Source organism: Streptomyces sp. NPDC043680 (assembly GCF_056436685.1).
Window position 1 is genome coordinate 13,107 of the sequence record NZ_JBWKCE010000011.1, and the last position, 24,196, is coordinate 37,302.

At 69.2% G+C, this 24,196-nt stretch carries 23 protein-coding genes; 3 read left to right on the plus strand and 20 right to left on the minus strand.

What is annotated here, in order from left to right; genetic code table 11:
• Positions 1-15: 15 nt before the first annotated feature.
• From carB to pyrR, 6 genes are all read right to left on the minus strand, one after another.
• Positions 16-3,324: a carbamoyl-phosphate synthase large subunit gene (gene carB, locus AC0666_RS22010; RefSeq protein WP_468583668.1), complete on the minus strand. Its 3,309-nt coding sequence runs from the start codon at positions 3,322-3,324 to the stop codon at positions 16-18.
• Complete coding sequence (gene carA, locus AC0666_RS22015) at positions 3,317-4,471, minus strand: glutamine-hydrolyzing carbamoyl-phosphate synthase small subunit (protein ID WP_361725221.1); 1,155 nt, start codon at positions 4,469-4,471, stop codon at positions 3,317-3,319. Before carA ends, carB begins: the two co-directional genes overlap by 8 nt.
• Complete coding sequence (locus AC0666_RS22020; protein ID WP_478708156.1) at positions 4,468-5,058, minus strand: PH-like domain-containing protein; 591 nt, start codon at positions 5,056-5,058, stop codon at positions 4,468-4,470. Before AC0666_RS22020 ends, carA begins: the two co-directional genes overlap by 4 nt.
• Entirely contained in the window at positions 5,055-6,341 is a 1,287-nt protein-coding gene (locus AC0666_RS22025) for a dihydroorotase (protein WP_361725215.1), read from the minus strand. The genes AC0666_RS22020 and AC0666_RS22025 overlap by 4 nt, the downstream gene beginning before the upstream one ends.
• Positions 6,342-6,343: 2 nt before the next feature.
• Positions 6,344-7,333 (minus strand): aspartate carbamoyltransferase catalytic subunit, encoded by a 990-nt coding sequence (locus AC0666_RS22030; protein WP_478708157.1) that lies wholly within the window; start codon positions 7,331-7,333, stop codon positions 6,344-6,346.
• Positions 7,334-7,434: 101 nt separating this feature from the next.
• On the minus strand, positions 7,435-8,004 hold the full coding sequence (gene pyrR / locus AC0666_RS22035; protein WP_356848410.1) for a bifunctional pyr operon transcriptional regulator/uracil phosphoribosyltransferase PyrR: 570 nt from the start codon (positions 8,002-8,004) through the stop codon (positions 7,435-7,437).
• Positions 8,005-8,269: 265 nt separating this feature from the next.
• Here pyrR and bldD point away from each other — a divergent pair, with 265 nt between their 5' ends.
• Positions 8,270-8,770, plus strand: coding sequence for a transcriptional regulator BldD (bldD, locus tag AC0666_RS22040; protein ID WP_007263032.1), 501 nt, complete (start codon positions 8,270-8,272; stop codon positions 8,768-8,770).
• Positions 8,771-9,000: 230 nt separating this feature from the next.
• Here the strand turns inward: bldD and nusB are convergent, their stop codons facing one another.
• The 8 genes from nusB to aroC form a co-directional block, all read right to left on the minus strand.
• The gene (gene nusB / locus AC0666_RS22045; RefSeq protein WP_356848408.1) at positions 9,001-9,432 is read right to left on the minus strand and encodes a transcription antitermination factor NusB; all 432 of its coding nucleotides are present in this window, start codon (positions 9,430-9,432) and stop codon (positions 9,001-9,003) included.
• Positions 9,433-9,434: 2 nt separating this feature from the next.
• Positions 9,435-10,001, minus strand: a complete 567-nt coding sequence (efp, locus tag AC0666_RS22050; protein ID WP_356848407.1) for an elongation factor P — start codon at positions 9,999-10,001, stop codon at positions 9,435-9,437.
• 59 nt (positions 10,002-10,060) lie between these two features.
• Positions 10,061-11,170: a M24 family metallopeptidase gene (locus AC0666_RS22055; protein WP_478708158.1), complete on the minus strand. Its 1,110-nt coding sequence runs from the start codon at positions 11,168-11,170 to the stop codon at positions 10,061-10,063.
• 75 nt (positions 11,171-11,245) lie between these two features.
• Positions 11,246-11,974, minus strand: a complete 729-nt coding sequence (locus AC0666_RS22060) for an AAA family ATPase (RefSeq protein WP_468970853.1) — start codon at positions 11,972-11,974, stop codon at positions 11,246-11,248.
• A gap of 83 nt (positions 11,975-12,057) precedes the next feature.
• On the minus strand, positions 12,058-12,498 hold the full coding sequence (gene aroQ / locus AC0666_RS22065; RefSeq protein WP_468970850.1) for a type II 3-dehydroquinate dehydratase: 441 nt from the start codon (positions 12,496-12,498) through the stop codon (positions 12,058-12,060).
• The gene (gene aroB, locus AC0666_RS22070; protein WP_468583678.1) at positions 12,495-13,592 is read right to left on the minus strand and encodes a 3-dehydroquinate synthase; all 1,098 of its coding nucleotides are present in this window, start codon (positions 13,590-13,592) and stop codon (positions 12,495-12,497) included. Before aroB ends, aroQ begins: the two co-directional genes overlap by 4 nt.
• Entirely contained in the window at positions 13,589-14,107 is a 519-nt protein-coding gene (locus AC0666_RS22075; RefSeq protein ID WP_361719129.1) for a shikimate kinase, read from the minus strand. Before AC0666_RS22075 ends, aroB begins: the two co-directional genes overlap by 4 nt.
• The gene (gene aroC / locus AC0666_RS22080) at positions 14,104-15,288 is read right to left on the minus strand and encodes a chorismate synthase (protein WP_468970847.1); all 1,185 of its coding nucleotides are present in this window, start codon (positions 15,286-15,288) and stop codon (positions 14,104-14,106) included. The genes AC0666_RS22075 and aroC overlap by 4 nt, the downstream gene beginning before the upstream one ends.
• Before the next feature lie 232 nt (positions 15,289-15,520).
• On the opposite strand from aroC, the gene AC0666_RS22085 reads away from it, so the two are divergent.
• On the plus strand, positions 15,521-15,967 hold the full coding sequence (locus AC0666_RS22085) for an acetyltransferase (RefSeq protein WP_468970845.1): 447 nt from the start codon (positions 15,521-15,523) through the stop codon (positions 15,965-15,967).
• 449 nt (positions 15,968-16,416) lie between these two features.
• Here the strand turns inward: AC0666_RS22085 and AC0666_RS22090 are convergent, their stop codons facing one another.
• Genes AC0666_RS22090 through AC0666_RS22100 form a run of 3 tightly spaced genes read right to left on the minus strand, consistent with a single transcriptional unit; the run spans position 16,417 to position 19,675 of the window.
• Positions 16,417-17,109 (minus strand): hypothetical protein, encoded by a 693-nt coding sequence (locus tag AC0666_RS22090; RefSeq protein ID WP_468970842.1) that lies wholly within the window; start codon positions 17,107-17,109, stop codon positions 16,417-16,419.
• Positions 17,110-17,124: 15 nt separating this feature from the next.
• Positions 17,125-17,415 (minus strand): hypothetical protein, encoded by a 291-nt coding sequence (locus AC0666_RS22095; RefSeq protein ID WP_478708159.1) that lies wholly within the window; start codon positions 17,413-17,415, stop codon positions 17,125-17,127.
• Between the two features lie 58 nt (positions 17,416-17,473).
• Complete coding sequence (locus AC0666_RS22100; RefSeq protein ID WP_468970837.1) at positions 17,474-19,675, minus strand: glycoside hydrolase domain-containing protein; 2,202 nt, start codon at positions 19,673-19,675, stop codon at positions 17,474-17,476.
• Between the two features lie 567 nt (positions 19,676-20,242).
• Between AC0666_RS22100 and AC0666_RS22105 the strand changes: the two genes are divergently transcribed.
• Positions 20,243-20,488: a hypothetical protein gene (locus AC0666_RS22105; protein ID WP_468970834.1), complete on the plus strand. Its 246-nt coding sequence runs from the start codon at positions 20,243-20,245 to the stop codon at positions 20,486-20,488.
• 584 nt (positions 20,489-21,072) lie between these two features.
• Here AC0666_RS22105 and AC0666_RS22110 read toward each other — a convergent pair.
• The 3 genes from AC0666_RS22110 to ruvX all read right to left on the minus strand — a co-directional run bounded on the left by AC0666_RS22110 (position 21,073) and on the right by ruvX (position 24,195).
• Positions 21,073-21,912, minus strand: coding sequence for a shikimate dehydrogenase (locus AC0666_RS22110; RefSeq protein WP_478708160.1), 840 nt, complete (start codon positions 21,910-21,912; stop codon positions 21,073-21,075).
• A 7-nt stretch (positions 21,913-21,919) separates the two neighbouring features.
• Positions 21,920-23,596, minus strand: a complete 1,677-nt coding sequence (gene mltG / locus AC0666_RS22115; protein WP_478708161.1) for an endolytic transglycosylase MltG — start codon at positions 23,594-23,596, stop codon at positions 21,920-21,922.
• 128 nt (positions 23,597-23,724) lie between these two features.
• Positions 23,725-24,195, minus strand: a complete 471-nt coding sequence (gene ruvX / locus AC0666_RS22120; protein ID WP_361719141.1) for a Holliday junction resolvase RuvX — start codon at positions 24,193-24,195, stop codon at positions 23,725-23,727.
• Position 24,196 lies beyond the last annotated feature (1 nt).

A 24,196-nucleotide genomic window follows, 5' to 3' on the forward strand; every position in this document is an offset into this window, starting at 1 on the left:
CTCCTGGTCTGGCTGCTAGTCGCGGGCCGCGGTCAGGTGCTCCGCGTGCTCCTGGAGCGAGCGGACGCCCACGTCGCCGTGGCCGAGCGCCTCGATGCCCTGGACGGCCGCGGCGAGCGCCTGGACCGTGGTCAGGCACGGGACGCCACGGGCCACGGCGGCGGTGCGGATCTCGTAGCCGTCGAGGCGGCCGCCGGTGCCGTAGGGGGTGTTGACGATCAGGTCGACCTGGCCGTCGTGGATCAGCTGGACGATCGTCTTCTCGCCGCCGGGGCCCTCGCCCTCGCTGAGCTTGCGCACGATGGTGGCGTTGATGCCGTTGCGGCGCAGGACCTCGGCGGTGCCGGAGGTGGCGAGCAGCTCGAAGCCGTGCGCGACGAGCTCGCGCGCCGGGAAGATCATCGAGCGCTTGTCGCGGTTGGCGACCGAGATGAAGGCGCGGCCCTTGGTGGGCAGCGGGCCGTAGGCGCCCGCCTGCGACTTGGCGTACGCCGTGCCGAAGACCGAGTCGATGCCCATGACCTCGCCGGTGGAGCGCATCTCCGGGCCGAGGACGGTGTCCACGCCGCGGCCGTGGATGTCGCGGAAGCGCGACCACGGCATGACGGCCTCCTTGACGGAGATCGGCGCGTCGAGCGGCAGGGTTCCGCCGTCGCCGGTCTTCGGGAGCATGCCCTCGGCGCGCAGCTCGGCGATGGTGGCGCCAAGCGAGATGCGGGCGGCGGCCTTGGCGAGCGGGACCGCGGTCGCCTTCGAGGTGAAGGGGACCGTGCGGGAGGCGCGCGGGTTGGCCTCCAGGACGTAGAGGATGTCACCCGCCATCGCGAACTGGATGTTGATCAGGCCGCGTACGCCGACGCCCTTGGCGATGGCCTCGGTGGAGACGCGCAGGCGCTTGATGTCGAAGCCGCCGAGGGTGATCGGGGGCAGGGCGCAGGCCGAGTCGCCGGAGTGGATGCCGGCCTCCTCGATGTGCTCCATGACGCCGCCGAGGTAGAGCTCGGTGCCGTCGTAGAGGGCGTCGACGTCGATCTCGATCGCGTCGTCGAGGAAGCGGTCGACCAGCACGGGGCGGGTCGGGGAGATCTCGGTGGACTCGGCGATGTACGCCTGGAGGCGGGCCTCGTCGTAGACGATCTCCATGCCGCGGCCGCCGAGCACGTACGACGGGCGCACCAGGACCGGGTAGCCGATCTCGTCCGCGATCGCCTTCGCACCCGCGAAGGTGGTGGCGGTGCCGTGTTTGGGGGCGGGCAGGCCGGCCTCGGCGAGGACCTGGCCGAAGGCGCCGCGGTCCTCGGCGGCGTGGATGGCCTCCGGGGAGGTGCCGACGACCGGCACGCCGTTGTCCTTGAGCGCCTGGGCGAGGCCGAGGGGGGTCTGGCCGCCGAGCTGGACGACGACGCCGGCGATGGGCCCGGCGAGGGACTCGGCGTGGACGATCTCCAGTACGTCTTCGAGGGTCAGCGGCTCGAAGTACAGGCGGTCGGAGGTGTCGTAGTCGGTGGAGACGGTCTCCGGGTTGCAGTTGACCATCACGGTCTCGTAGCCCGCGTCGCTGAGCGCGAAGGAGGCGTGGACGCAGGAGTAGTCGAACTCGATGCCCTGGCCGATGCGGTTCGGGCCGGAGCCCAGGATGATCACCGCGGGCTTCTCGCGGGGCGCGACCTCGGACTCCTCGTCGTAGGACGAGTAGAAGTACGGCGTCTTGGCGGCGAACTCGGCGGCGCAGGTGTCGACCGTCTTGTAGACCGGGCGGACGCCCAGCGCGTGGCGGACCTCGCGGACGACGTCCTCGCGCAGGCCGCGGATCTCGGCGATCTGGGAGTCGGAGAAGCCGTGGCGCTTGGCCTCGGCGAGCAGCTCGGGGTGGAGCTTCTCGGCGGCGGCCAGCTCGTCCGCGATCTCCTTGATCAGGAAGAGCTGGTCGACGAACCAGGGGTCGATCTTCGTGGACTCGAAGACCTCTTCCTGGGTGGCGCCGGCCCGGATGGCCTGCATGACGGTGTTGATGCGGCCGTCGGTCGGACGGACCGCGGTGCGCAGCAGCTCGTCCTTGTCGCCGGGCTCGCCGACGAAGGTGAACTGCGAGCCCTTCTTCTCCAGGGAACGCAGGGCCTTCTGCAGCGCCTCGGTGAAGTTGCGGCCGATGGCCATGGCCTCGCCCACCGACTTCATGGTGGTGGTGAGGGTGGCGTCGGCGGCCGGGAACTTCTCGAAAGCGAAGCGGGGGGCCTTGACGACGACGTAGTCGAGGGTCGGCTCGAAGGAGGCCGGCGTCTTCTCGGTGATGTCGTTGGGGACCTCGTCGAGCGTGTAGCCGATGGCCAGCTTGGCGGCGATCTTGGCGATCGGGAAGCCGGTGGCCTTCGAGGCGAGCGCCGAGGAGCGCGAGACGCGCGGGTTCATCTCGATGACGATGACGCGGCCGTCGTCGGGGTTGATCGCGAACTGGATGTTGCAGCCGCCGGTGTCGACGCCGACCTCGCGGATGATCGCGATGCCGATGTCGCGCAGGCGCTGGTACTCGCGGTCGGTCAGCGTCATCGCGGGGGCGACGGTGATCGAGTCGCCGGTGTGGACGCCCATCGGGTCGAAGTTCTCGATGGAGCAGACGACGACCACGTTGTCCTTGGTGTCGCGCATCAGCTCCAGCTCGTACTCCTTCCAGCCGAGGATGGACTCCTCCAGGAGCACCTCGGTGGTCGGGGACAGCGTGAGGCCCTGGCCGGCGATGCGGCGCAGCTCGTCCTCGTCGTGGGCGAAGCCGGAACCGGCGCCGCCCATGGTGAAGGAGGGGCGCACGACGACGGGGTAGCCGCCGAGGGTGTCGACGCCCTTGAGGACGTCGTCCATCGAGTGGCAGATGACCGAGCGGGCGGACTCGCCGTAGCCGATCTTGCCCTTGACGGCCTCGACGACGCCCTTGAAGAGGTCGCGGTCCTCGCCCTTGTTGATGGCCTCGACGTTGGCGCCGATGAGCTCGACGCCGTACTTCTCCAGCACACCCTGCTCGTGCATGGAGATGGCGGTGTTGAGCGCGGTCTGGCCGCCGAGGGTGGGCAGGAGCGCGTCGGGGCGCTCCTTGGCGATGATCTTCTCGACGAACTCGGGGGTGATCGGCTCGACGTACGTGGCGTCGGCGATCTCCGGGTCGGTCATGATCGTCGCGGGGTTGGAGTTCACCAGGATGACCCGCAGGCCCTCGGCCTTGAGGATGCGGCAGGCCTGGGTGCCGGAGTAGTCGAACTCGGCGGCCTGGCCGATGACGATCGGGCCGGAGCCGATGACCAGGACGGACTGGATATCGGTGCGCTTAGGCACGCTCGGCCTCCATCTGGGTGGTGCTCATCAAAGACGTGAAGCGGTCGAAGAGGTACGCGGCGTCGTGCGGGCCGGCGGCCGCTTCGGGGTGGTACTGGACGGAGAAGGCCGGCTGGTCGAGCAGCTGGAGGCCTTCCACGACGTTGTCGTTCAGGCAGACGTGGGAGACCTCGGCGCGGCCGTAGGGGGTCTCGGAGACCTGGTCGAGGGGCGCGTCGACGGCGAAGCCGTGGTTGTGCGCGGTGATCTCGACCTTGCCGGTGGTGCGGTCCTGCACGGGCTGGTTGATGCCTCGGTGGCCGTACTTCAGCTTGTAGGTGCCGAAGCCGAGGGCGCGGCCGAGGATCTGGTTGCCGAAGCAAATGCCGAAGAGCGGCGTCTTGCGCGCGAGGACGCCCTGCATGACGGAGACCGCGTGGTCGGCCGTGGCCGGGTCGCCGGGGCCGTTGGAGAAGAAGACGCCGTCCGGGGAGACCGCGTAGATGTCCTCGACGGTGGCGGTGGCGGGCAGCACGTGCACCTCGATGCCGCGCTCGGCCATCCGGTGCGGGGTCATGCCCTTGATGCCGAGGTCGACGGCGGCCACGGTGAAGCGCTTCTCGCCGATGGCGGGGACGACGTACGTCTCCTGGGTGGCGACCTCCGCGGAGAGGTTCGCGCCCTTCATCTGCGGGGACGCCTGGACCTTGGCGAGCAGGACCGCGTCCTGGTCGACGGCCTCGCCCGAGAAGATGCCGACGCGCATGGCGCCGCGCTCGCGCAGGTGGCGGGTCAGGGCGCGGGTGTCGATGCCGCTGATGCCGACGACGCCCTGCGCGACGAGCTCCTCGTCCAGCGAGCGCCGGGAGCGCCAGTTGGACGGGACGCGCGCGGGGTCGCGTACGACGTACCCGGACACCCAGATGCGGGAGGACTCGGGGTCCTCGTCGTTCACGCCCGTGTTGCCCACGTGGGGGGCGGTCATCACGACGACCTGCCGGTGGTAGGACGGGTCGGTCAGGGTCTCCTGGTAGCCGGTCATGCCGGTGGAGAACACGGCCTCGCCGAAGGTCTCCCCCACAGCGCCGTAGGCGCGGCCGCGGAAGATCCGGCCGTCCTCCAGGACGAGTACGGCGGGAGTTTTGGCTCCCCTGGTGGAGGTCGTCATCGTTCGGCGCCTTCCGTCGTGATGGATTGGTTCTGTGTGACGAGCGTGCTGATGCCCTCGACCCAGGCGGCGTGCTCGGCCGCGCGGTCGGAGCGGAATCCGGAGTCGATCAGCTTGTCGCCGTGCGCCCAGGTGACGACGAGCAGACCGCCCTCGGTGAGTACCTTGCCCGCGATTCCCTTGTCGAGGCGGGCGCCGCGCAGCTGCGCGGCCGGTACGAAGAAATCGGTGGCCCCCGGACGGACCACGTCGAGGCCCGAGTCGGTGAGCGTGAGCTCGACCCGGCTGCGGACGCCCAGACCGTGGGCGACGATCCGGTCGAGCCACTGTCCGGCGGTGGTGGAGCCGTGGTACCGGCCGGTGAGCGCCAGCCGGTGGGCGGGCAGACCGGCCGGGGCGGCGGGCAGCTCCGGCAGGTCGTTCTGCAGGGTTCCGCGCCATTTCCAGCCCTGCCGCATCAGCCAGTACACGAACGCGATGAAGACGACGAGACCGATCACCCACGCGATGCGGGCGCCCCAGTCCGTCACCTCCGCCGACTGTCGTTCGGCGGCCTCGGCGGCCAGTTGGATCACTGCAGGTGTCACGCCAGTTTCCCGTCCACGACCGTTGCGCGGCCCCGCAGGAAGGTGTGGGTGACGCGACCCGGCAGCTCACGGCCCTCGTAAGGCGTGTTGCGGCTGCGGGAGGCGAAGTGTGCGGGGTCCACGACACCACGGTACGAGGTATCGACCAAGGTCAGGTTCGCGGGTTCACCTGCCGAGACGGGGCGGCCGTGGCCCGCCAGGCTGCCGATGCGCGCCGGGGCGAAGGACATCCGCTCGGCGACGCCCGCCCAGTCGAGCAGGCCGGTCTCCACCATCGTCTGCTGGACGACGGACAGGGCGGTCTCCAGGCCGACCATGCCCATGGCGGCGGCGGCCCACTCGCAGTCCTTGTCCTCGTGCGGGTGCGGGGCGTGGTCGGTGGCGACGATGTCGATCGTGCCGTCGGCAAGCGCCTCGCGCAGGGCCGTGACGTCGCGCTCGGTGCGCAGCGGCGGGTTGACCTTGTAGACCGCGTTGTACGAGCGGACGAGCTCGTCGGTGAGGAGCAGGTGGTGCGGGGTGACCTCGGCGGTGACGTCGATGCCGCGGGACTTGGCCCAGCGGACGATCTCGACGGAGCCCGCCGTGGACAGGTGGCAGATGTGCACGCGGGAGCCGACGTGCTCGGCGAGGAGGACGTCGCGGGCGATGATCGACTCCTCGGCGACGGCGGGCCAGCCGCCCAGGCCGAGCTCGGCGGAGACGACGCCCTCGTTCATCTGGGCGCCCTCGGTGAGGCGGGGCTCCTGCGCGTGCTGGGCGACGACGCCGCCGAAGGCCTTCACGTACTCCAGGGCGCGGCGCATGATCACGGCGTCGTCGACGCACTTGCCGTCGTCGGAGAAGACGGTGACGCGGGCGGCGGAGTCGTGCATGGCGCCGAGCTCGGAGAGCTGCTTGCCCTCCAGTCCGACGGTGACGGCGCCGATGGGCTGCACGTCGCAGTAGCCGGACTCCTTGCCCAGGCGCCAGACCTGTTCGACGACGCCGGCGGTGTCGGCGACGGGGAAGGTGTTCGCCATGGCGAAGACGGCGGTGTAGCCGCCGGAGGCGGCGGCGCGGGTGCCGGTCAGGACCGTTTCGGAGTCCTCGCGGCCGGGCTCGCGCAGGTGGGTGTGCAGGTCGACGAGGCCCGGGAGGAGGACCTGGCCGGCGGCCTCGATGACGGTCGCGCCCTCGGCGGACAGGTTCTGACCCACCTCCGCGATGGTCTCGCCGTCGATCAGGACGTCCTGCGCCTCGCCGCCGAGGACCTTCGCGCCACGGATAAGGATCTTGCTCATGGTTACTTGCTCTCCTCGGTGCGCGCGGCGGGGGTGGTGGTGACGGCGGGCTCGGAGCCTCCGAGCAGCAGGTACAGGACGGCCATCCGGGTGGAGACGCCGTTGGCGACCTGCTCGACGGCCGTGCAGCGTTCGGAGTCGGCGACCTCGGCGGTGATCTCCATGCCGCGGTTCATCGGGCCGGGGTGCATCACGATGGCGTGCTCGGGCATCTTGGCCATGCGGTCGCCGTCGAGTCCGTACCGGCGGGAGTACTCGCGCTCGGTCGGGAAGAAGGCGGCGTTCATGCGTTCGCGCTGCACACGCAGCATCATGACCGCGTCCGACTTCGGCAGCACCTCGTCGAGGTTGTACGAGACCTCGCAGGGCCAGGTCTCGACGCCGATCGGGACCAGGGTGGGCGGGGCCACGAGCGTGACCTCGGCGCCGAGCGTGTGCAGCAGGTGGACGTTGGAGCGGGCGACCCGGCTGTGCAGGACGTCGCCGACGATGGTGATCCGGCGGCCGTTCAGGTCCTTGCCGAGACCGGCGTCGCGGCCGACCAGGCGGCGGCGCATGGTGAAGGCGTCCAGCAGGGCCTGGGTGGGGTGCTCGTGGGTGCCGTCGCCGGCGTTGACGACGGCCGAGTCGATCCAGCCGGAGGTGGCGAGCCGGTAGGGGGCGCCGGAGGCGTGGTGGCGGATGACGACGGCGTCCGCGCCCATGGCCTCCAGGGTCAGCGCGGTGTCCTTCAGGGACTCGCCCTTGGAGACCGAGGAGCCCTTGGCGGAGAAGTTGATGACGTCGGCGGAGAGCCGCTTGGCGGCCGCCTCGAAGGAGATCCGGGTGCGGGTCGAGTCCTCGAAGAAGAGGTTGACGACCGTCAGACCGCGCAGGGTGGGCAGCTTCTTGATCGGCCGGTCCGCGACGCGGGCCATCTCCTCGGCGGTGTCGAGGATGAGGACGGCGTCGTCGCGGGTGAGGTCGGCGGCCGAGATGAGGTGGCGCTTCATCTGGGTGGCTCCGTAAGTCGGGAGGGAGGGCAGGCAGGGTCGGGCAGGGCAGGCGTGGGCGCGGGCCCGCACGGGGACCCTCACTCGTACGGGCGTACGGGCTACTGCGCGGCTGCCTGGGCGGTCCGCTGGCCGAGCAGCACGGCGTCTCGGCCGTCCTCCTCCTGGAGCTGGACCTTGACGGCCTCCCGCAGCGACGTGGGGAGGTTCTTGCCGACGTAGTCGGCGCGGATGGGCAGCTCGCGGTGGCCGCGGTCGACGAGGACGGCGAGCTGGACGGCGCGGGGGCGGCCGAGGTCGCCGAGCGCGTCGAGGGCGGCCCGGATGGTGCGCCCGGAGAACAGCACGTCGTCGACGAGGACGACGAGGCGGCCGTCGATGTCGTCGCCGGGGATCTCGGTCCGGCCGATCGCCCGGGCGGGCTTCATCCGCAGGTCGTCGCGGTACATGGTGATGTCGAGAGAGCCGACCGGGATCTTCGCGCCGGTGATCTCTTCGAGTTTGGCGGCCAGCCGGCGGGCGAGGTACACACCGCGGGTGGGAATGCCGAGGAGCACCACGTCGTCGGCGCCCTTGGCGCGTTCGACGATCTCGTGGGCGATGCGGGTCAGGACCCGCGCGATGTCCTGCGCCTCCAGCACGGGGCGCACATCGCTCTGCTGAGCGTCCATGGAAAGGACCTCCTTCTCCGCCTCACGGGACGGTTCTTAAAGGACGTCTGATGTACGGCCTCCACGGTACCAGGGGCGGGGCCGTGCACTCGCACGGGGCGCGGCGGGCGCCCCTCGAAGGAGGGCGGGGAAGACCATTCGGCTTGACGCATCCAAGTAACGCTGCGTAACCTCACAGTGAGTTACCAGCCGCGCGGCGGAGCCGCACGTGGTCATGTCGTCACAGCATCCATGTCGTCACAGCGTCACAGCGTCCGGGAGCGTTATGTCCAGCGAATACGCCAAACAGCTCGGGGCCAAGCTCCGCGCCATCCGCACCCAGCAGGGCCTCTCCCTCCACGGTGTCGAGGAGAAGTCGCAGGGCCGGTGGAAGGCCGTGGTGGTCGGTTCCTACGAGCGCGGGGACCGCGCCGTGACCGTCCAGCGCCTGGCCGAGCTGGCGGACTTCTACGGGGTGCCGGTGCAGGAACTGCTGCCGGGCACCACTCCCGGCGGGGCGGCCGAGCCGCCGCCGAAGCTGCGCCTCGACCTGGAGCGCCTCGCGGGCGTGCCCGCCGAGAAGGCCGGCCCGCTCCAGCGCTACGCGGCGACCATCCAGAGCCAGCGCGGCGACTACAACGGCAAGGTGCTGTCGATCCGCCAGGACGACCTGCGCACGCTCGCCGTCATCTACGACCAGTCCCCCTCGGTGCTGACCGAGCAGCTGATCAGCTGGGGAGTGCTGGACGCGGACGCGCGCCGTGCGGTGGCCCACGAGGACATCTAGTCCTCGGCCCCACGACCAGCAGAAACGTTACCGGCGGGTGCCGGGAGCCTGAAGAGGCCCCGGCACCCGCCGGTTTTTTGCTCGACAAGGATCCGGAAGGACTCCGGAAAGGCCCCGGGAAGGTTCCGGGAGAGTTCCGGGAAGGACGGAGGGCCCGCAGCGCGCGTGTGCGCTGCGGGCCCTCCGTAGGGCCGAGGCGGCCGGGGCCGAGGCGGCCGAAGCGCCGGGGGCTACTCGCCCCGGCGCAGGCTCGGCTTGAGGTCCTTGAAGCGGGCCAGCAGCCCGTTCACGAACGAGGGCGACTCGTCCGTCGAGAACTCCTTGGCGAGCTGCACGGCCTCGTCGATGGCCACGGCGTCCGGGGTGTCGTCCACCCAGATCAGCTCGTACGCACCGAGCCGCACGATGTTCCGGTCCACGACCGGCATGCGGTCGAGCTCCCAGTCCACGGCGTAGGTGACGATCAGGTCGTCGATGCGGTTCACCTTGTCGGCGTACCCCTCGACGAGGTCCATCGTGAAGGCGCTGACCGGAGGCTGCCGGTCGTCCGACCTCGCGTGGCGGATCCAGTCCGCGAGGACCTCGCGCACGGGCACCCCGCGCTGGTCGGCCTCGAACAGGATCTGGAAGGCGCGCTTGCGCGCGTTGCTGCGGGCAGCCACGGTTAGCTGCTCACCCGGCCGAGGTAGTCGCTGGTACGGGTGTCGACCTTGACCTTCTCGCCCGTGGTGACGAACAGCGGGACCTGGATCTCGTAGCCGGTCTCCAGGCGGGCCGGCTTGGTGCCGCCGGTGGAGCGGTCGCCCTGGACGCCCGGGTCGGTGTGCTCGATGACGAGCTCGACGGCGGCCGGGAGCTCGACGTAGAGCACCTCGCCCTCGTGCTGGGCGACGGAGGCGGTGAAGCCCTCGATCAGGAAGTTGGCGGCGTCGCCGACGGCCTTGCGGTCGACCATCAGCTGGTCGTAGGTCTGCATGTCCATGAAGACGAAGTAGTCGCCGTCCATGTACGAGAACTGCATGTCGCGGCGGTCGATGGTGGCCGTCTCGACCTTCGTGCCGGCGTTGAAGGTCTTGTCGACGACCTTGCCGGAGAGCACGTGCTTGAGCTTGGTGCGCACGAAGGCCGGGCCCTTGCCGGGCTTGACGTGCTGGAACTCGACGACGGACCAGAGCTGGTCACCGTCGAGCTTGAGCACCATGCCGTTCTTGAGGTCGTTCGTGGAAGCCACGGTTGCGGAATCTCCTGCACTGGAAGACCACGGGTGCGCGCACAGCCCGCCGCGGCGGGCTAGAGCGCGAGCAGCTCCTTGGTCGTAATGGTGAGTAGCTCGGGACCGCCGTCCGCCTCGGGGCGTACGACGAGCGTGTCATCGATCCGGACTCCGCCCCGGCCCGGGAGGTGGACCCCCGGTTCGACGGTGACCGGCACGCAAGCGTCCAGTTTACCCATTGCCGTAGGTGCAAGCTGCGGGTCCTCGTCGATTTCGAGTCCGACGCCGTGTCCGGTCCACGGCGCGAGGTTCTCGCCGTGGCCCGCGGAGTCGAGGACGGAGCGCGCGGCATGATCGACGTCGCGGTACGCGGCTCCGGGCACCAGTGCTTCTCGCCCGGCCCTCTGGGCCGCGAAGACGAGGTCGTAGAGCTCGATCTGCCAGTCGGCGGGGCTGGTGCCGATCACGAAGGTCCGGCCGATCTCACAGCGGTAGCCGCGGTAGTTCGCGCCCAGGCAGACGGACAGGAAGTCGCCTTCCTCGACCCGGCGGTCGGAGGGGCGGTGCCGGGAGCGGCCGGAGTGCGGTCCGGTGCCCACGGAGGTCGGGAAGGCCGGCCCGTCCGCCCCGTGGTCCACGAGGCGGCGCTCCAGCTCCAGCGCGAGGTGGCGTTCGGTACGGCCGACGAGGATCGACTCCAGCAGCTCCCCGAGGGCCTGGTCGGTGATCTCGGCGGCGATCCGCAGGCAGGCGATCTCCTCCTCGTCCTTGACCAGGCGCTGCTGCTCCACGGCGGTGCCGAGGTCAGCGAGGCGCAGGCCGGGCGCCACGGAGCCCAGGGCCCGGTGCCGGGCGACGGTGAGGTGGTGCTCCTCGACGGCGAGTGCGTCCGCGCGTGCGGAGGCCGCCGTGTCCGCCGCGGCGACGGCGGGGTCGGCGCCCGGGGTGGGGAGCACGCTGACCTTCAGGTGCTCGTCGAGCCGGCCCTCGTCGATGTCGCCGGTGGGCGGGCCGAGGGTGAACAGCATGTCGCCGCCGTCGGGGCCGACGAGCAGGACCGCCCCCTTGGGTGAGGCGCCGCTGAGGTAGCGCACGTTTGCCGGACGCGTGATCAGTGCGGCGGCGTTTCCGGCGGCGGCGCAGCGGTCGCGCAGCAGGCCTCGGCGGGTCGCGTACACGTCTGACATGTTTTCGAGCGTACGAGCGTGTGCCGCATCCGTCCTGGCGAGCAGGTCCGTCCGGGCCTGGCGGGCCTGTCGGGATCAGTAGGCGGGAGCCGTGATGGCGCGGGCCAGGGCGTCGTCCAGGGCGCGGGACGTGGCCTCGACGTCGAGGTCGGAATTGTCGATGATCGGCAGGCCGGAGCCGTACCAGCCCGCCATCCGGCCGTGGATCCGGGCGACTTCCTCGTCCGAGAGGCGCCGGTTGCCGGATCGGGCGGCGTTGCGCTCCAGGACGATCTCCAGGCCCGGCAGCAGCACGACCGGCAGCAGGGCGGGGCCCACGTGCCGTTTCCAGCCGCCGAGGCCGACGACCGGCCGGTCCGGGAAGACGGCGTCGTCGAGGATGCAGGAGATCCCGTTCGCCAGGAAGTTGCGGGCGGCGAAGCCGCAGGTGCGGCGGGCCAGGCGGTACTGGGCCTCGGAGTGGTCGTTCCAGCCCGCCTGCGGGTCGGCGAAGCCCGAGCACACCCATTCCCGGACGTCGTCCAGGCTGACGTGCGCGGTCGGCACCGGCCGGGTGCTCGCCCAGTGCCGGGCCACCGTCGTCTTCCCGGCGCCCGCCGGGCCGATCAGCAGCACGGCCAGCGTGGCACCGCCGGTGCCGGCGGCCACCGCGGGCGGCAGCGGGATGTGTCCGGTGGCGGCGTCCGGCACCGGCGGTGCGACCGGCCACGCCTGTGCAGGGGGTATCGGCGGCTGCGCGGGCGCCGCCGGATGGTGCCCCGGCTGTCCCCAGCCCGCGCCGCCGCCTCCCACTCCTTGCTGCATCCGCTGCCACTCCGTCTCGTACTCGCACCGACTGATGCGAGAACGTTATATGACCCCGGCGGCCGCGGCGCCCACCAGCACCGTCAGAGCGTGACTTCGTCCGCCAGCGCGCGCAGCGCCAGCCGGTAGGAGCCGATGCCGAAGCCCGCCACCGTCCCCGTCGCCACCGAGGCGATGACCGAGGTGTGCCGGAACTCCTCGCGGGCGTACGGGTTCGAGATGTGCACCTCGATCAGCGGGGCGGTGCGCTGCGCGGCCGCGTCCCGCATCCCGTACGAGTAGTGCGTGAAGGCGCCGGGGTTGATGACCACGGGGATCTTCCCGTCCGCCGCCTCGTGCAGCCAGCGGATCAGCTCGCCCTCGTCGTTCGTCTCGCGGACCTCGACGTCGAAGCCGAGCTCCTCCCCGAGGGCACGGCAGCTCTCGACGAGTCCGGCGTACGAGGTGGCCCCGTACACGTCGGGCTCGCGCGAGCCGAGCCGGCCCAGGTTCGGGCCGTTCAGCACGAGTACCTTGCGGCTCATGCCGACACCTCGCCGTAGGCGGCGATGAGGTGCGCCGGGTCGGGGCCCTCCAGGACGGTGGGCTTGGCGAGGCCGTCCAGGACGATGAAGCGCAGCAGGTTGCCGCGGGACTTCTTGTCGACCTGCATGGTCTGGAGCAGCTTGGGCCACTGGTCGCCGCGGTAGGTGAGCGGCAGGCCCACGGCGGCGAGGATCTCCCGGTGCCGGTCGGCCGTCGCGTCGTCGAGCCGGCCCGCGAGCCGGCCCAGTTCGGCGGCGAAGACCATGCCGACCGAAACGGCCGCGCCGTGGCGCCACTTGTAGCGCTCGTTCTTCTCGATGGCGTGCGCGAGGGTGTGCCCGTAGTTGAGGATCTCGCGCAGACCCGATTCCTTCAGGTCGCTGGAGACGACGTCCGCCTTGACCTGGATGGAGCGGCAGATCAGCTCGGCGGTGTGCGGGCCGTCGGGGGTGCGGGCCGCCGCCGGGTCCGCCTCGATCAGGTCGAGGATCGCCGGGTCGGCGATGAAGCCGGCCTTGATGATCTCGGCGAGGCCGCTGACGTAGTCGTTGACCGGCAGGGAGTCCAGCGCCGCCAGGTCGCACAGCACCCCGGCGGGCGGGTGGAAGGAGCCCACCAGGTTCTTGCCCTCGGCGGTGTTGATGCCGGTCTTGCCGCCGACGGCCGCGTCGACCATGGCGAGCACGGTGGTGGGGACGGCGATCCACCGCACCCCGCGCAGCCAGGTGGCCGCGACGAAGCCCGCCAGGTCGGTGGTGGCGCCTCCGCCGACGCCGACGATCACGTCGGTGCGGGTGAACCCGGACTGGCCGAGCGCCTTCCAGCAGTACGCCGCGACCTCGGCCGTCTTGGCCTCCTCGGCGTTCGGCACCTGGATGGCGACGGCCTCGTAGCCCTGCTCGGCCAGGTCGTCGCGCAGTGCCTCACCGGTCGAGGCGAGTGCCTCGGGGTGGATGACGGCGACCCGCTGGGCCTTCGTACCGATCAGGCTGCCGAGCTCGCCGAGCAGCTGCCGGCCGACCAGCACGTCGTACGGGTCGTGGCCGGCGCTGCCGCCGACGTGGATCCGCGTCACCTGGTCCTGGTCTGTCATACGTCCTTCAACTCCAGAGCGTCGAGGACCGCCTGGGCGACCTCTTCGGGGGTGCGGTCGTCGGTGGCCACGACGACGCGCGCGACTTCGGTGTACAGGGGCCGGCGGGCCTCCATCAGCTCGCGCCACTGGCGGCGCGGGTTGACGGTGAGCAGCGGACGCGCGGCGCCGAGGCCGACGCGCCGGACGGCTTCGTCGACGTCCATCGACAGGTAGGCGACGGGCAGTCCGGCCAGCAGGGCGCGGCTGCCCGCGTCGAGGACGGCGCCGCCGCCGAGGGCGAGGACTCCGGTGTGCTCGGCGACGGCGGTGGCGACCGCCTGCCGTTCCAGCTCACGGAAGTACGGCTCGCCCTCGTCGACGAAGATGTCCGAGATCGTGCGGCCCTGGGCCGCGACGATGTCGGCGTCGGTGTCTCGGTAGGGGACACCGAGCCGCTCGGCCAGCAGCGCCCCCACCGTGGACTTGCCGGATCCCATGGGTCCGACGAGGACGACCAGTGGTCCGCCGGTCACCGGATCTGGAGGTTGTCGAGGTAGGAGCGGACGTTGCGGCGGGTTTCGGGGACCGAGTCGCCGCCGAACTTCTCCACCACCGCGTCGGCCAGGACCAGCGCCACCATCGCCTCCGCCACGATGCCCGCGGCCGGCACGGCGCAGACGTCGGAGCGCTGGTGGTGCGCAGCGGCGGCCTCGCCCGTGGCGACGTCCACCGTGGCCAGGGCCTTCGGCACCGTCGCGATCGGCTTCATCGCGGCCCGTACGCGCAGCAGCTCGCCCGTGGTCAGGCCGCCCTCCGTGCCGCCGGAGCGGCCCGAGGTGCGCTTGATGCCCTCCGGGGTCGAGACGATCTCGTCGTGCGCCTGGGAGCCCGGCACCCGCGCCAGGTCGAAGCCGTCGCCGACCTCCACGCCCTTGATGGCCTGGATGCCCATCAGCGCAGCCGCAAGACGCGCATCGAGCCGGCGGTCCCAGTGCACGTGCGAGCCGAGGCCCACCGGCACCCCGTACGCCAGCACCTCGACCACACCGCCCAGGGTGTCGCCGTCCTTGTGGGCCTGGTCGATCTCCGCCACCATCGCCTTCGACGCGTCCGCGTCCAGGCAGCGCACCGGATCGGCGTCCAGCTTCTCCACGTCCGCCGGGGTCGGGTACACCCCGTACGGGGCCTTCGCCGACGCCAGCTCCACCACGTGCGAGACGATCTCGATGCCCGCGACGTCCTTGAGGAAGGAACGGGCGATGGCGCCGAGCGCCACACGGGCGGCCGTCTCCCGGGCGCTCGCCCGCTCAAGGATCGGGCGGGCCTCGTCGAAGCCGTACTTCTGCATGCCGGCGAGGTCCGCGTGGCCCGGGCGCGGGCGCGTCAGGGGGGCGTTGCGGCCCGTCTCCTTCAGCTCCGAGGGGTCCACGGGGTCGGCCGACATGACCTTCTCCCACTTCGGCCACTCCGTGTTCCCCACCATCACGGCGATCGGGGAACCCAGCGACAGGCCGTGCCGGACCCCGCCGAGGAACGTGACCTCGTCCTGCTCGAACTTCATCCGCGCACCACGCCCGTAGCCGAGGCGGCGCCGCGCCAGATGGTCGGCCACCAGCTCAGTGGTGACCGGGACGCCGGCGGGAAGCCCCTCCAGCGTCGCCACCAGCGCCGGGCCGTGCGACTCCCCGGCGGTCAGCCAACGCAACCTGCTCAACGATGCTCCTCATGCTCGCGCCTGGTACAGCGGCGGTGCGGCCGGGTGCGTGGCCCGGACCCGCCAATACCCGATCCTCCCACGTCCGGGCCGGTACGCCGCGCTCGTTCCAGCTATCGGACGGCGGATCTGTCAGGTCCCAAGCCGCATATTCGCATTGACGGGTCCTTGACATACTGACAAGATCACTTTGATTGCATGCAAGCGATTTCGTTCACCACAAGGGGGGATTTTGCGCAAGATAACAAGGGCGCTGATCACGGCTGGCGCCGCCATCACCGTCACGATCGGCATGACCACGTCCGCGTCGGCAGCAGCGAACCCGGTCTCGGTATGCGGCTCGGGATATTACGTCCAGGAGTCGCACGACCTCGGCTATTACCAGGGAACCGGCGGTCCGCAGGCCAGGGCCTACCTGCTGTACAACGCCTCCTCGGGATACAACTGCGCCGTCACCGTAGTGGTCGGCGGCCAGAACCAAGGTCGCGTGCAGGCCGAGCTGCGAGTCGCAGGCGACGAGGTAATGACGTCGGACGAGGGGTACTACAACTCCTACGCCGGGCCCGTGAAGATCAGGGCCAACGGCCAGTGTGTGGAGTACGGCGGCGGGACGGACTACTGGTCCAGCGGCAGCCGGCACTGGGACGGGTGGGACAGCGGTCTGATCCACTGCGGCTGACGTGACTACACGAACAAAGCCCGCCGGTCATCCGGCGGGCTTTGCTTTGATCCGGCCGCTGTGGAGCCCTCAGGTCACGGGCGAAAGCTGAGCGGCGCCTGGCTGCCGGCATGCCTTATGGCGGCAACGCCGTTCAGTCAGGGCTCACAGAGCATGAATCCGCTGTCTCGATCCGTGGCGGGGAGTGGTGACGCCTTCGCTTCTACGAGGTGACGGGGCACCCAGAGTGGTATGTCGGCGATCCACGAACTGGATGCCGGGTTTATCGCGTCGAGAAGTTGGCGGATGCCGCGGACGCACCTGTTGATCGCCTCGGGGCAGACGCGCAGCCTGACGGCGGTCTGGAGCAGGGAAACATATCTTCATCCGCAAACCGTCCGAATAGTGTCGGGACTGATTTGGTGGCGGATGCCCCGCTTCCAGCCCCGACCCTACTTCACATCGTCAGGTCAAGCCGAACGCTGCACGCGCGCCAAATGGTCAGCGCGACCGCGGCGGGATGGGGCCAGGACATCCACGGCCACACCCGCGCCTTCGCCGGGGGTCGCGGCCCAGCCGCGTAGTTTGTCGGCGAGTTTGCGCACACCGTCGTCGTCGGGGCCGGTGGCAATGTAGAACAGCGACTCGTCCACATGAGCATCGTCGCCACCCCACCGCACGACGCCCTCGCATTCTGCCAGAATGTCGCGCAACACCAACTCCTGAAGTGGGAAGAGTCCGCCCTTCGCGCTAGCGCCCGGCCGGATCCGCACTGCCGTCCCGGATGCCAGGTTCGATTCCGGCAGTTCCTTGCGCAGCCCGCCGTTCTTGCACCAGCCGAGCAGGTCGGCCTCCCGCTGGATCTGCTCGACCTCATAGTGGAAGCGGCGGATCACGTGAACCAGGATCGCCTCCACGTCACCGATCCGGACATCGAACCGGAGCCCAGTACCGGCGACGGGACGCGTCCACACGGTCGACACATGGTTCGCCTCGTTCTCGATCGTCCAGCCGTTGGCAGACGTCGGGAGCTTCGCCGCTTTCGCCTGCGGCTTCTGGGGCACGGCCGCAGCCGTGTCCTGAATGAGGGAGCCCATGGCCGTCACGGCACCGATCACGGCGGCGCTTTTGACCGCGGCTCGCCTCGTTATCGCATTCTGCACGCCTTCATACCTTCCTCATAGAACGATCATCAGCGTGTACGAGGGCACAAGGGTCACCAGCACGCTCACCGGCCAGTACAGCCGGGGAGTCAGCGCGGTCCTACGCAGCACGGCGCGGTTGGTGAACCACCACACCAGAGCGAGCAGCACCACCACGGGTCCCCCAACGAGCAGCCACGGCAGCATGCCGTCGTTCTCCGTCGGCTCCGGGTCGGACCAGCCGATCGCAGCGAGTGGCCAGTTCACCAGGAAGTACCACAGCAGCCACACCGGCACGACGGCAGGAACCCCACTCAATAGATTCATACCGACCAGCGCAGACCACGATTTCCACATGCGTCCATTGTTCACGCTTACGCCTCGGTCACTTGCTGCGGGACAGCTTGTTGTAGTTCTCCAGCACGTTGTACAGACCGAGCAATTCGCGCCCGTACTGCGCGGCCGCGTCGCCGGTCCCGTTGTACCGGGCCAGCAGGGCCTGCGTCTCCGCAGGGCTGGTGGTCAGGCTCGGCCTGGCGGCACCGAGCTGGCGTGCGTTGTAGAGGGTGAGGTACGCGACGGAACGGATGTTGTACGTCGGGTCCTGCAGGTCGTCCCATACCGCCCGCACATCAGTGCTTTTGCTCAGCGGTGTTCCGTTGATGATGCCCTGCTGGAGGCAGTAGTTACGTGCATCGATGGTCACCCACGCGAAGATCTGGCCCCAACCAGTGCTGCAATCGTCCTTCAGCCCCGCCTTGACGGCCTCGTCGGCCGCGACGTCGAGAGGATTGAGCTTGCGCAGCTCCCACATCACCGGCGCCTGGATCAGAGCCTTGCGGAGCTTGAGCTGCCTCGCGAGCGAGGTGAACAGCCAGTCCGCGCTCAGCACGAGGTCGTAAGCCTTGGTGGTGGAGATGCCCCCTAGCGTGGCCCAATCCTTGTCCGTCCAACCGTCGCCGCCCGTTTCGGGAACGCCGATCGACGTCAGGTACTTCTGGACATCCGTCAGCATCGAGTTGCGGTACGCGGTCTTGTTCAGGTCGACATCCAGGTCGTTGGTGTAGGACCCGGCATTGAAGTCATTCTGGCCGGTGTCACGACCCGAGGCGACATTCTTGTCGATCTCGATCGCGCCGCTGGTGCCCGAGCCGACGGTCACGGTCGCGATCTGGTCGAACGCCCAGTTCGTCGGCATGGGGTATCCGAGGTTCCCCGAGAACCCGCTCGACATGTCCGACACCATGCTGGTCGCCGAGTACCCGGCGTCCGCGATGCGCTGGCACACGTTGCGCGGCCCGTAGACGCCCACGCCGTAGCTGGAGTTCTCGCCGACCGTCCGCATAACGCCGCGGAAGTGCGGAACGATGTACTGCGTGACCTCACCGTCCATCGCGTCATAGTCCACCGCAAAGTAGATGATCGTGCCGGGCTTGAAGCCGTGGTATTGAGCCCATTCGATCGCCTTGAACGCGTCGCTGGTGCCCTGGTTGTAGCTGAAGTAGTCGGCTGACCGACTCCACGTCTGGAAGATCGGGAAGCAACGCAGCCCGGCCTCCTTGATGGTGACGAGCTCGCCGGGCTGAATCTGCTTCTCGGGCAAGCTCGTGCTGGACGGGTTAAAGAGGTACCGGCCGATGTACTGGTAGCCGGCGGCCTTGAGGGCCTGCGCACGCGCCGGCGTGATCATCGTGACGCCGTCGCACGCCGTACCCCCGCGGCTCTGGTCGCCATAGGAGACGAGTAGCGAAGCCCAAGTCGGGAAGTCCCCTGCTCCCGTAACCGGGAGCTTGACGAACGACTGGAAGGACTCCACGCCCGCCTTCACCTCCGCGGTGAAGCTCCCAAAGGGAACATTCCGCTTGTTGAGGATCATCGCCGCGGTAAACAGCTGTGCCCACGTACCCGTAGTTCCAGCCGAGACCGTGTGGGACTTCAAGCCAGTCTGCGTGCCGGGTCCGAATACGCCGTTCGCCGTGCCGTCGGCCATGCCCAGTTCGTACTGGATCGCGAACAGCATCGACTTGGCCACATCCCTGGAGTGATGACCATCGCAGGGGATGACATAGAAGTCTTTGCGGAGGATGTACCGGCCGTTCAGCCACTGCTGAATGGAACGGATGCTGTCCGAGCCGCCGCTGACGGTGACGTAAGCGTCCATATTGAGCAGGCCCTTGACGACCTTCGGCCACAGTGAACTGCCCGGATACGTGACACTGAGGCCCATATTCTGGTTCAACTTCTCGACGGCGGCCTTGACCCGGGAGTTGTACGTGCCGTCGATGTCACCGCCGTCGTAGCCCTTGCAGTACAGGGCGGACTGGATGACTCGGCAGAAGTTCGCCGAGGGAATGGTCGTCTCGTCCAACTTGCCGTACTTCGCGGCGATCGCAGACAGCGTGGTCGGGCCGAAGGAGTCCGAGAGGGAGGTGATGCCCATCTCATACTGGAGCGCCCGGGTCAGGGCGTACATAGTGGTCCAGCCGGTGATGCCGTTCTCGTCCAGCTTGGATATACCGAGCGTTGCACCGTTGGCGTAAGTCGTGTTCACGAATCGCTGGGCGCGACGAACCATCTCGTCAGCCATGGGCAGTCTCCTGACGTGTAGATGTGAAGGGAACGGGAGCAGATCTCGAAGCTCAGACGTCGATTGGCGAAGTCAGCACCGCAGCGCCTCGGCGACGTCACCCGATAGGCCCCCCAGGCGGAGTGGAGGGCTTGCTCCTACTTCGCGGTCAAGCCGAGGACGGGGTCACGGCCAGGATGAGCGGTGCGATAACGGGCATCCGCTGCCTTAGTGCCGGACGCCGACGACAACGGGCGTACCGGACGATGTGCTTGCAGTGCCGCGGAAGAGCCCGGACGTGGTCGCTTCAGCTGCGCACCAACCGGCGTGGTTGTTGCCGATAGCGAGGGCCCCAAGAACCGAGCGGGCCACCACTGGCAGGAGGAAGCGCTGACCCGAGCGGCCCGCTGCTGCCATCGTGCGGACGCACTCGGGACGGTTGGCGCCGCGAGGCCAGCTTGCGGAAGGTGCGGGCGGGCAGCATCGCGTCGAGATGAGCAGTGGGTGCGCTTGCCCCACGGCCGCCGCGGCTCCGCTCGACTCCATTGGGCGCGGAATCATGACCGGCAGCGGCATATCAGGTTTGCCTTGGACGTCATCGATCACGCAAACCGCGGCGAACGGGGCCTCGCCGACGAAGAGCTGCTGCAGTTATCAGCGTCCGAGCCTCCCGAAAAAGCCGGGCCCACCTTACGGTCGGAAATCATTGCAGGCATTGCAGCAACGACCCTGGAGCACATTATTCCCCCGTCTTTACTTCAGTACACGACGACTCATACGTCAACCATCGAAATCGCTTGGATTTCAATTCCGGAATGCGGGCGGGCGGAGTGAATGTCGATCGGACTCTCAGTAAACACGTACAACTGAGGCAGTGCAAGTTCATTAATGGACAACGCCGAGGACCCCTCGGCACCGTATCGCCACCACCTGTCGCGGTGGCGGGTATCCACGAAGCCGCAATCCAATCCATAGGTGGTCGACAGAAGGGACGATCTGCTCAATTATCCCTATTGCGGACATTGGAGGTGGTTGGAGGCCTACCCTTCACGGTCGAGCCGACGCGGCATGCTTCCAGGCGGCCTCCCAAAAAGGCCGCGGCTGAGTAATCGCAACGGAGCCTGTACCGAGAATCCTCTGCACAGCTCATGAGGACAGTAGGAGGCGACGCACGATTCGATCCGGTCAAAAAGCGACTCTCTCCGGCCCCGGAACCGCCCACTCCATCGTGATGAAACGGTGCATAATTTGGATTCGCGCCTACTGCCCGATTCCGCCCACCTGACAACGCGACGGTACGTGGCCGCCTTGTCGGCCACGTGGCGACCTCGGTCGACGGCATACGTGACTGACCTGTGCGGACAGCGGGAATTCCGTGACCTGCGATTACAAAACGTCAACGCATCCGCTGAACGACCTCAAACGCGCCTTCGGGCGGAGGAAGAGAGGGCAGCGGCGCCTGCCTGCCGCATCACCTCAAGCGGCGCAGGAAAGCGGCCCGTAATCTGCTCCACTTGGAGGACGGCCTGGTGGACCAGCAGGTCCAGGCCGCCTAGGAGGGCGCCGCTCCTCTGCGACCAGGACGCGGCAAGGGCGGTCGGCCAGGGGTCGTACAAGACGTCGAAGAGGATCCCAGGAGCGGCTGGCACAAAGGGGGCGAGGGCGTCCGTGGCGCGCGCCGGGGTGGTGGCGATCACGAGCGGCGCGGTCAGCGCCTCGGCCGCGTCGGACCAGTCGGCCGTACGGACGGCCACGCCGAGCCGCTCCCCCCACTGGCGCATCTCTGCGGCGCGGACGTCCGAGCGGACGTACACGGTGACCTCGCCGGTGCAGACCCGCGCGAGCGCGGCCAGGCCCGAGGAGGCGGTGGCTCCGGCACCGAGGATGGCCGCGGTCTCCACCTTCTCGACGCCCCGTTCGCGCAGGGCGGCGACGATCCCGGGGATGTCGGTGTTGTCGCCGAGGCGCCGGCCGTCCTCGGTGAGCACGACCGTGTTGACAGCCTCGACTGCGGCGGCGGTGTCGCTGATGCCGTCGAGCAGCGGGATGATCGCCCGCTTGAGCGGCATCGTCAGGGACAGCCCGGCCCATTCGGGGCCCAGGCCGGCGATGAACTCCGGGAGCGCGGCCTCGTCGATCTCGAAGCGGTCGTACGACCACTCGTCGAGGCCGAGCTCCCGGTAGGCGGCACGGTGCAGCACCGGTGAAAGGGAGTGCTCGATGGGCGAACCCAGCACCGCGGCCCGTATGCGTGACATGTGTTGCTTACCCGCCGTTCTTCTGCGTCTGTCGCTCGTTGAATTCCGCGACCAGTTTGACGTGTTCAGCGAAGGTCTTGGTGAAGGTCGTCGTCTTTCCGTCGACCGACACGAAGAACATCCAGCCGCCCTTGTCGGGGTCGAGGGTGGCGGTCAAGGCGTCGTTGCCCGGGTTGCTGATGGGGCCGGGGGTGAGGCCCTTGTAGAGGTACGTGTTGTAGGCGTCGTCGAGCCTGCGCGTCTCCTCACGGGAGACGTTGATGTTGCTCGTGCCCTTGAGGTAATTGATCGTCGAGTCGAACTCGAGCTTCTGGTTCGTGACGTCGTTGGTCTTCTTCAGACGGTTGTAGATGACCTCGGACATCTTGCGGTAGTCGTCGTGGCTCGTGCCCTCGGCCTGGACCAGGCTCGCGACCGTGACGACTTGGAGCGGGTTATCGAGGCCGAGCTCCTTGGCCTTGGACTCGAGGCCGAACGCCGCGTACTTCTCGTTCGCGTTCTTGACCATCTGCTTGAGCAGGGACTCGGGGGTGCTGTCCTTGGCGAGGTCGTAGCGCGCCGGGTACAGGAACCCTTCGAGCGGGTCCTTGATCTTCGGGTTGTTCGCGGCCCAGGCGGGCAGGCCCAGGTTCTTGGCCTCGCGCTTGGCAATGTCGGCCGTGGTTCCCGCGGGCTTGCCGAGCTTCGCGTCGATCGCCTTGTAGACGTCGGCGTTGCGGGTGCCTTCGGGGATGGTGAGCACGTGGAGCTTCGAGGGGTCCGTCATGACCGCGACGCACGCCTTGGCCGACATCTTCTTCTTGAGCGGGTAGATGCCCGCCTGGATGCTCGCGCCCTTGGGGTCCGCCTGCGCGGCGGCCGTGAACGCGTCCACGCTGGCGACCACACCGGCCTTCTTGAGGATGCGGCCCATCGCGCCGAGGGTCGCGTTCTTGGGGATCTCCACCTCGACCGTCTCGTCGGTGCCCTCGCCCGCGTAGTCCGCGGCCGTGCTGAACCGGTCCTTCAGGTAGGTGTAGCCGTAGTAGCCGCCACCGCCGACGCCGCCCACGATCACGATCGCGACGATCAGGCAGGCCGTGCCGCTGCGTCGTTTCTGCTTGCCCTTCGAACGGCCCGAGCGGCGGCCGCCGCCGGACGGCTCGCCGGGGTCGTTCTCCGCTCCGGACGGCGACGAGGAGGTGTCCTCCGCCGGGTCGTCCGTCTCCGGGTCCTGCTCGGGCATCAGGTGGCGCCGGCCCGGGGGCACCGGCGGCGGGTAGGCCTCGTCGGTGCCGTACAGGTCGGGGGCCTCGCCCGGGTAGCCGCCGACGGGCTGCTGGGCGTACGGGTCCGCGCCCGCGTACGGGTCCACGGCCTGTGCGACGCCGGCGTACTCGCCCTGGGCCTGGGCCTGGGTGTCCCAGGCCTGGCCGTCGTACGCGGGCTGCTGCTGGAACTGCTGCGGGGCGTAGGCCTGCTGCGGCTCCTGGTACTGCTGCTGCTCGTACTGCGGGTACTGCTGTGGCTGCTGCGGGTACTGCGGCTCCTGGTACTGCGGCTCCTGCGGGTACTGCTGCTGCGGGGCGCCGCCGTAGGGCATCTGAACCTGCTGGGCCTCATGGCCGTTCCACCCCTGGTCCCCGTGCAGGGGGTCCTCCGGGTGCCACGGTTCGGGGCCTCGGCCCCGGCCATACTCAGTCATCGATCCCCTAGAGCCGCGAGACGGAGGCAGCGGCTACGTCCGCCGCGGCACCCGGTTTCCGCCTCTGAAGTGGTGGGCGACGACTGTTCGAATGCCGTCGCATCGCGCGGAACGTTACCGTATCGCGATCAGACAACCACTTCGACGCACTCACCGGGCGGATTACCTGATACCCGTTCGGTCTCAAGAGCGTTCTGCAGGATCACCACGGCGGCCGCCTGGTCGATCACCGAGCGGCCCTTCTTGGCGTTCTTCCCGGAGGCCCGCAGCCCCTGGGCAGCGGTGACCGTGGTCATCCGCTCGTCCACCAGACGGACCGTCACCGGCTTGATGCCCTTGGCCAGTTCCGTGGCGAAGGCGCGCACCTTGGCCGCGGCCGGCCCCTCCCGCCCGCTGAGCGAGCGGGGCAGGCCGACCACGACCTCCAGCGGCTCGTACTCCTCGACGAGCTGCCGCAGCCGCCGGTGGGCGAAGGGGACGTCCCGGCCCGGAACGGTTTCCACCGGTGTGGCGAGCACCCCGTCGGGGTCGCACGAGGCGACCCCGATCCGGGCGTCCCCGACGTCGATGGCGAGACGACGGCCGCGGCGCAGGGTCATC